Source organism: Mesorhizobium sp. M1329 (assembly GCF_040318035.1).
Classification (GTDB): domain Bacteria; phylum Pseudomonadota; class Alphaproteobacteria; order Rhizobiales; family Rhizobiaceae; genus Mesorhizobium.
Window position 1 is genome coordinate 124,999 of the sequence record NZ_JAMYLN010000017.1, and the last position, 6,432, is coordinate 131,430.

Consider the following 6,432-nt stretch of genomic DNA (forward strand, 5'->3'; position numbering starts at 1 on the left):
AAGAGCGGCGCCCCGCATTTTTTTCGAGCCATGTGCAACACGCTTTGTCTTGATCCCAGCTCGCCAATGGCGGCCTGCGGTGTCCGGGCACCAACCAGAACCGGATCGCCATGAAAGGCTGGAGACCTTCGCCGCCATTGCTGCTCCTGCTGCCGGCGGTGATCGTTCTGGCGGCCGTGGTGGTGGTGCCGTTGCTGCTCTCGCTCTATTCCAGCTTCACGCCGTTCCGGCTGACCAGGCCGGAGACGTTCTGGGTCTTCATCGGCGCGCGCAACTACGTCGCCATCCTGACCAGCCGCGCTTTCTGGGTCGCCTTTGCCCGCACCGTGGTGCTGCTGACCGTGGCGCTCAACCTGGAGATGCTGATCGGGCTCGGGCTGGCCCTGCTGGTGGAGAAAGCATCGCGCGGCCAGCGGGTCCTGCGCACCATCATGATGTTCCCGATGATGTTTTCGCCGATCCTCGTCGGCTTCCAGTTCAAATTCATGTTCAACGACAATATCGGCCTCGTGAACAACGCCCTGCAGGGGCTCGGCCTGACCGACCGCGCCATCCCGTGGCTGATCGACGGCAATCTCGCCTTCATCGCCATCCTGATCGCCGAGATCTGGTCGTCGACCTCGGTGTTCGCGATCCTTATCCTGGCCGGGTTGCTGGCGATGCCGCGCGAACCGGTCGAGGCGGCCCGCGTCGACGGCTGCACGCCGTGGCAGACATTCCGCTATGTCACCTGGCCGTTCATCATGCCCTTCGCTTTCATCGCCATGACCATCCGCTCGCTCGACGTCGCGCGCGCCTATGACATCGTCAAGATCATGACGGACGGCGGTCCTGCCGGCCGCACCGAGCTGGTCTGGACGCTGGTCGCCCGCACCGCCTACAGCGATGCCAGGATGGGCATGGCCAACGCCATGGCCTATTTCTCGATCCTGCTGTCCATCCTGTTCACCGTCTATTTCTACCGCAAGCTCGCCGCGGCGCGCACGCAGATCGCGGCGGAGTGGTGAGGATGGACCAGAACAGCCTGCATCGCGTAGGCAACAAAGCGCTCGGCATCGTTCACGGCATCGGACTGTTCCTGGCCATGCTGGTCATCTGCCTGCCCGGCATCTGGATCGTGCTGTCGTCGCTGCGGCCGACCGTCGAGATCATGGCCAAGCCGCCGGTGTGGATCCCGCAGCGACTCTCGCTCGACGCCTACATCGCCATGTTCAGCGGCGTCGGCCAGGGCGGCATTCCGGTGCTCGACTACTTCCGCAATTCGCTGATCATCTCGGTGACCTCGACGGTGATCGCCATCGTCATCGGCATGGCTGGCGGCTATGCCTTTGCGCGCTACCGCTTCCGCGCCAAATCGGCGATGTTCCTCGGCCTTATGCTGACGCGCACGGTGCCCGGCATCGCACTGTCGCTGCCGCTGTTCTTCGTCTTTGCGCGGCTTGGCATCATTGATACGCACTTCGGGCTGATCCTGGTCTATGTCGCGCTCAACGTGCCCTTCACTGTCTGGCTGATCGACGGCTTTTTCCGCCAGGTGCCGAAAGACCTCGCCGAGGCGGCGCAGATCGACGGCTGCACGCGCTGGCAGGCCTTCTGGCAGGTCGAGTTTCCGCTGGCCGGCCCCGGCATCGCCTCGGCCGGCATCTTTGCCTTCCTCACCTCCTGGAACGAGTTCGCTCTGGCCTCGCAGCTGACCCGCTCGATCAACTCCAAGACCCTGCCGGTCGGTCTGCTCGACTATACGGCCGAATTCACCATCGACTGGCGCGGCATGTGCGCGCTGGCCGTGGTCATGATCATACCGGCGCTCACGCTTACCTTCATCGTCCAGAAACATCTCGTCGGCGGCCTCACTTCCGGCGCGGTGAAAGGCTGACATGGCAACAGTATCGCTCAAGAAACTCACCAAGAGCTATGGTCCGGTGGCGGTCGTGCACGGCATCGACCTCGAGGTCGCCGACCGCGAGTTCATCGCGCTGGTTGGGCCGTCCGGCTGCGGCAAGTCGACAACCCTGCGCATGATCGCCGGCCTCGAGGCGATCAGCGACGGGGTCATCGAGATCGGCGGCCGCATGGTCAACGACCTGCCGCCGCGCTCGCGCAACATCTCGATGGTGTTCCAGTCCTACGCGCTCTATCCGCATATGACGGTGCGCGAAAACCTCGGCTTCTCGCTGAAAATAGCCGGCGCCGCTAAAGATGAAATGGACCGTCGCGTCGCAGAGGCATCGGGCATTCTCGGCCTCGACCAGTTGCTCGACCGCCGGCCGTCGCAACTGTCCGGCGGACAGCGCCAGCGCGTCGCCATGGGTCGCGCCATTGTGCGCGATCCCGACGTCTTCCTGTTCGACGAGCCGCTTTCCAATCTCGACGCCAAGCTTCGGACGCAGATGCGCACCGAGATCAAGAAACTGCATGCCAAGGTCCGGTCGACGGTGATCTACGTCACCCACGACCAGGTCGAAGCGATGACGTTGGCCGACCGCATCGTCATCATGCGTGACGGTTTCATCGAGCAGGTCGGCACGCCCGACGAGGTCTTCCGCCGGCCGCAGACACGCTTCGTGGCCGGCTTCATCGGCTCGCCGCCGATGAATTTGCATGAGGCGGTTGTCGACGACGGACAGCTGCTGTTCGCCAGCGGCGAGAGATTGCCTCTGCCCAGCCAGTTCAAGGCCAATGTCGAGGCCGGCGACAAAGTCGTGTTCGGCCTCAGGCCCGACGACATCTATCCGACCGGACACGGCATCAGCTCCGGCGAAGATGTCGACGTCCACCAGGTGGAATTGCCGGTGACCGTCACCGAGCCGCTCGGCAACGAGACGCTGGTGTTCGCCGAATTCAACGGCAGCGACTGGGTATCGCGCATGCTCAATCCAAAGCCGCTCAAAGCCGGCGACCGGGTCAAGATGAGCCTGGACCTGTCGCAGGCCCATCTGTTTTCCGCCGAAACAGGCAAGACATTGCGAGGTTAAAATCATGGCAAAGATCGAGAAAATCGAACTGCGGATGGTCGACCTCGTGCCTAAGGTCAAGCGCACCGATGCCATCCAAAGTTTTGTCTCGCAGGAAACACCGATCGTCACCATCACCGATGCCGACGGCGCGGTCGGCACCGGCTACAGCTACACGATCGGCACCGGCGGCTCTTCGGTGATGCGGCTCCTTGCCGACCACCTTGCGCCGCGGCTGATTGGCCGCGACGCCGACATGATCGAGGCGATCTGGCACGAGCTGGAGTTCGCCACCCATGCGACGACGATCGGCGCGATCACGGCCATCGCGCTCGCGGCCATCGACACTGCCCTTTGGGATCTGCGGGCCAAGAAACAGAGGCTGCCGCTGTGGAAGCTGGCCGGTGGCGCCAAGGACCGCTGCCCGCTCTACACGACCGAAGGCGGCTGGCTGCATATCGAAACCGAGGCGCTGGTCGAGGATGCGCTGGACGCCAAGGCCAAGGGTTTTCGCGGCTCGAAGGTCAAGATCGGCAAGCCGCACGGTTCCGAGGATCTTGCGCGCCTGACGGCGGTGCGCCGGGCGGTTGGAGACGCCTATGAGATCATGACCGACTGCAACCAGGGCTTCTCGGTCGACGAGGCGATCCGCCGGGCCGAGCGCCTGCGTGAACTCGACCTCGCCTGGATCGAGGAGCCGCTGCCGGCCGACGACATTGACGGCCATGTGCGGCTGTCGAGTGCCACATCGACGCCGGTCGCCATCGGCGAGTCGCTCTATTCGATCCGGCATTTCCGCGAATATATGCAAAAGGGCGCATGCTCGATCGTGCAGGTCGATGTCGGTCGCATCGGCGGCATCACGCCATGGCTGAAGGTGGCGCATGCAGCCGAGGCGTTCGACATACCGGTCTGCCCGCATTTCCTGATGGAACTGCATGTCAGCCTGACATGCGCCGTTCAGAACGGCAGATATGTCGAGTATATTCCCCAGCTCGACGAGCTGACCGGCAAGAAAATGCGTATCGAGGACGGGCACGCATTGGCGCCGGACGAGCCCGGCATCGGCATCGATTGGGACTGGGATGCGATCAAGGCGAAGAGCATCGCGGAATTCACCACGACGATAGTGAAATAGGAGGCGGACATGCAGCGAATGGGAATGGTGCTCGGCCTCAAGCCGGAGAAAGTCGCCGAGTATGTGCGGCTTCACGCTGCCGTCTGGCCGGACGTCCTCAAGATGATTTCCGCCTGCAACATCAAGAATTATTCGATCTATCTGAGGGAGCCGGAGCACCTTTTGTTCAGCACCTTCGAGTACCATGGCACCGACTATGCCGCCGACATGGCGAAGATGGCTGCCGATCCCACGACGCAGGAATGGTGGGCGCTGTGCGTGCCCTGCCAGGAGCCGCTGCCGACCCGCAAGGAGGGCGAGTGGTGGGCGTCGATGGACGAAGTCTTCCATTATGACTGATGACATTTTCGATCCTGCGTCGCTTTCCCAGGCCTGGGCACAGCCGTCAAAGCCCAGGCCGATCGTGATATTCGGCGCCGGCTCGATCGTCGGCGATGCGCATTTCCCGGCCTATGGAAAAGCCGGTTTCCCGGTTGCCGGGCTGTTCGACCCCGACCTGGCCAAGGCGGAAAAACTGGCGCAGAAATGGGGCGTCACCGCTTACCGGTCGGTCGAGGAAGCTGCGTCAATCAAGGACGCCGTCTTCGATCTGGCGACGCCGCCGGCCTATCACGCCGGCGTGCTCAGGACGCTGCCCGATGGCGCCGTGGCGCTGATCCAGAAGCCGATGGGCAGCAATCTCACCGAAGCCACCGAGATCCTCGAAATCTGCCGCTCCAAAAACCTGAAGGCGGCGGTGAATTTCCAGCTGCGCTTTGCGCCGATGATGCTGGCGCTCAAGGATGCGATCGCCAAGGGCTGGTTGGGCGAAGTGGTCGATTTCGACGCATGGCTGGCGCTGGCGACACCCTGGCAGCTCTGGGAATTCCTGCTGAAGGCGCCGCGCGTCGAGATCGCCATGCATTCAATCCATTATCTCGACCTGATCCGGCAATTGCTCGGCGACCCCAAGGGGGTTCACGCCAAGACACTCGGCCATCCCGGCCACAAGGTTGCGCAAACGCGCACCAGCGCGATCCTCGACTATGGCGACACCGTGCGCTGTGCACTGTCGATCAACCACGATCACAAATTCGGTCGAAAACACCAGGCCTGCGAATTCCGCATCTGCGGCACCGAAGGCGCCGCCTACCTCAAGCTGGGGCTCAACCTCGACTATCCGCGCGGCGAGCCTGACATCCTTGAAATCTATCCGAAGGGCGGCTCCGACTGGATTACGGTGCCGCTCGTCGGCGCATGGTTTCCGGACGCCTTCATCGGCCGCATGGCCAATGTCCAGCGCTACGCATCAGGCGAGGACACCGAGCTTGTCAGTTCCGTCGAGGACGGCTGGAACACCATGGCGCTGGTCGAAGCCGCCTACCGATCGAGCGCGGCGCCGGCAACGCCGATCGCGGCGAGGCCCTGACATGGAGCAGACTGTCTATTTCGAGGACTACCGGATCGGCTCGTCGCGCATGACCAGCGGGCGCACCATCACCGAGACCGACTTCGTCGTCCATGCCGGCCATACCGGCGATTTCTTTCCTCATCACATGGACGCTGAGTTCATGAAGACGACGCCGTTCGGCCAGCGCATCGCCCACGGCACGCTGGTGTTTTCGGTCGGCGTCGGGCTGACGGCAAGCGTCGTCAACCCGGTTGCCTTCTCCTATGGCTACGACCGGCTGCGTTTCATCAAGCCGGTGTTCATCGGCGATACGATCAAGACCCGCACCACCATCTCGGCCAAGGAAGACGACCCGAAGCGACCCGATTCAGGCCGGGTCGTCGAGCGCTGCGAGGTGATCAACCAGCATGGCGACGTGGTGTTGGTCGCCGATCACATCTACATCGTCGAGCGTCGCGACAAGCCGAGCAGGGCCTCGACGGATGGCGCTGAAACCTAAAGACAAAAAAAACCGCCTTGCGGCGGGTCCTCGGTGCGAATCAGTACCATACCCAAATTAGTAGCATAGCTGCCGGCACAAAGCAAGAACAAATACTACCCAGGGCAACTGCTTCAGGTCGGCGGTCATTGCCCTGCGGTCCAGCATTGTGGTTGGCGAAAGCCGAAGCGACATCCGATCTCCCCACTTGCGGGGGAGATGTCCGGCAGGACAGAGGGGGGTGGGACGGATCGCCAACGTCGATTTCAGCCATTTCCAACCGGAATCAGCCTGAGGACGTGGCAGCGATTGGTTGACAGGCCGGAGGGACAGCACCCCCCTCTGCCCTGCCGGGCATCTCCCCCGCAAGGGCAGGGGAATCGCATGTGGCGATTTTGGGGTTGAGTTTAGGCTGAGAAAGGATTCTTTGGAGAGGCAGTTGAGCGAAGGAGCGACTGCCATTTCCTGCCTT

At 62.7% G+C, this 6,432-nt stretch carries 7 protein-coding genes; all 7 read left to right on the forward strand.

Annotated elements, in window-relative coordinates; all coding sequences use genetic code 11:
- Positions 1 to 110 precede the first annotated feature (110 nt).
- From NKH21_RS18795 to NKH21_RS18825, 7 genes are read left to right on the forward strand one after another with little or no spacing between them, the layout of a single operon-like run.
- The gene (locus tag NKH21_RS18795) at positions 111 to 1,007 is read left to right on the forward strand and encodes a carbohydrate ABC transporter permease (protein WP_352660447.1); all 897 of its coding nucleotides are present in this window, start codon (positions 111 to 113) and stop codon (positions 1,005 to 1,007) included.
- Positions 1,008 to 1,009: 2 nt separating this feature from the next.
- The gene (locus NKH21_RS18800) at positions 1,010 to 1,876 is read left to right on the forward strand and encodes a carbohydrate ABC transporter permease (RefSeq protein WP_352660444.1); all 867 of its coding nucleotides are present in this window, start codon (positions 1,010 to 1,012) and stop codon (positions 1,874 to 1,876) included.
- Between the two features lies 1 nt (position 1,877).
- Positions 1,878 to 2,975, forward strand: a complete 1,098-nt coding sequence (locus tag NKH21_RS18805; protein WP_352660441.1) for an ABC transporter ATP-binding protein — start codon at positions 1,878 to 1,880, stop codon at positions 2,973 to 2,975.
- Positions 2,976 to 2,979: 4 nt separating this feature from the next.
- Complete coding sequence (locus NKH21_RS18810; protein ID WP_352660438.1) at positions 2,980 to 4,092, forward strand: mandelate racemase/muconate lactonizing enzyme family protein; 1,113 nt, start codon at positions 2,980 to 2,982, stop codon at positions 4,090 to 4,092.
- Positions 4,093 to 4,101: 9 nt separating this feature from the next.
- Positions 4,102 to 4,431 carry an L-rhamnose mutarotase gene (locus tag NKH21_RS18815; RefSeq protein WP_352660435.1) on the forward strand — a complete coding sequence of 110 codons (330 nt, stop codon included), beginning with the start codon at positions 4,102 to 4,104 and terminating at the stop codon, positions 4,429 to 4,431.
- Positions 4,424 to 5,500 carry a Gfo/Idh/MocA family protein gene (locus NKH21_RS18820; protein WP_352660432.1) on the forward strand — a complete coding sequence of 359 codons (1,077 nt, stop codon included), beginning with the start codon at positions 4,424 to 4,426 and terminating at the stop codon, positions 5,498 to 5,500. The genes NKH21_RS18815 and NKH21_RS18820 overlap by 8 nt, the downstream gene beginning before the upstream one ends.
- A 1-nt stretch (position 5,501) precedes the next feature.
- Positions 5,502 to 5,981 (forward strand): MaoC/PaaZ C-terminal domain-containing protein, encoded by a 480-nt coding sequence (locus tag NKH21_RS18825; protein ID WP_352660429.1) that lies wholly within the window; start codon positions 5,502 to 5,504, stop codon positions 5,979 to 5,981.
- The last annotated feature ends 451 nt before the right edge of the window (positions 5,982 to 6,432 follow it).

Bases quoted from the DNA above. Each gene is read 5' to 3' on its own strand.
- NKH21_RS18825 (WP_352660429.1), top strand. From the start codon at position 5,502: ATGGAGCAGACTGTCTATTTCGAGGACTACCGGATCGGCTCGTCGCGC.
- NKH21_RS18820 (WP_352660432.1), top strand. From the start codon at position 4,424: ATGACTGATGACATTTTCGATCCTGCGTCGCTTTCCCAGGCCTGGGCA.
- NKH21_RS18810 (WP_352660438.1), top strand. From the start codon at position 2,980: ATGGCAAAGATCGAGAAAATCGAACTGCGGATGGTCGACCTCGTGCCT.
- NKH21_RS18805 (WP_352660441.1), top strand. From the start codon at position 1,878: ATGGCAACAGTATCGCTCAAGAAACTCACCAAGAGCTATGGTCCGGTG.
- NKH21_RS18795 (WP_352660447.1), top strand. From the start codon at position 111: ATGAAAGGCTGGAGACCTTCGCCGCCATTGCTGCTCCTGCTGCCGGCG.
- NKH21_RS18815 (WP_352660435.1), top strand. From the start codon at position 4,102: ATGCAGCGAATGGGAATGGTGCTCGGCCTCAAGCCGGAGAAAGTCGCC.
- NKH21_RS18800 (WP_352660444.1), top strand. From the start codon at position 1,010: ATGGACCAGAACAGCCTGCATCGCGTAGGCAACAAAGCGCTCGGCATC.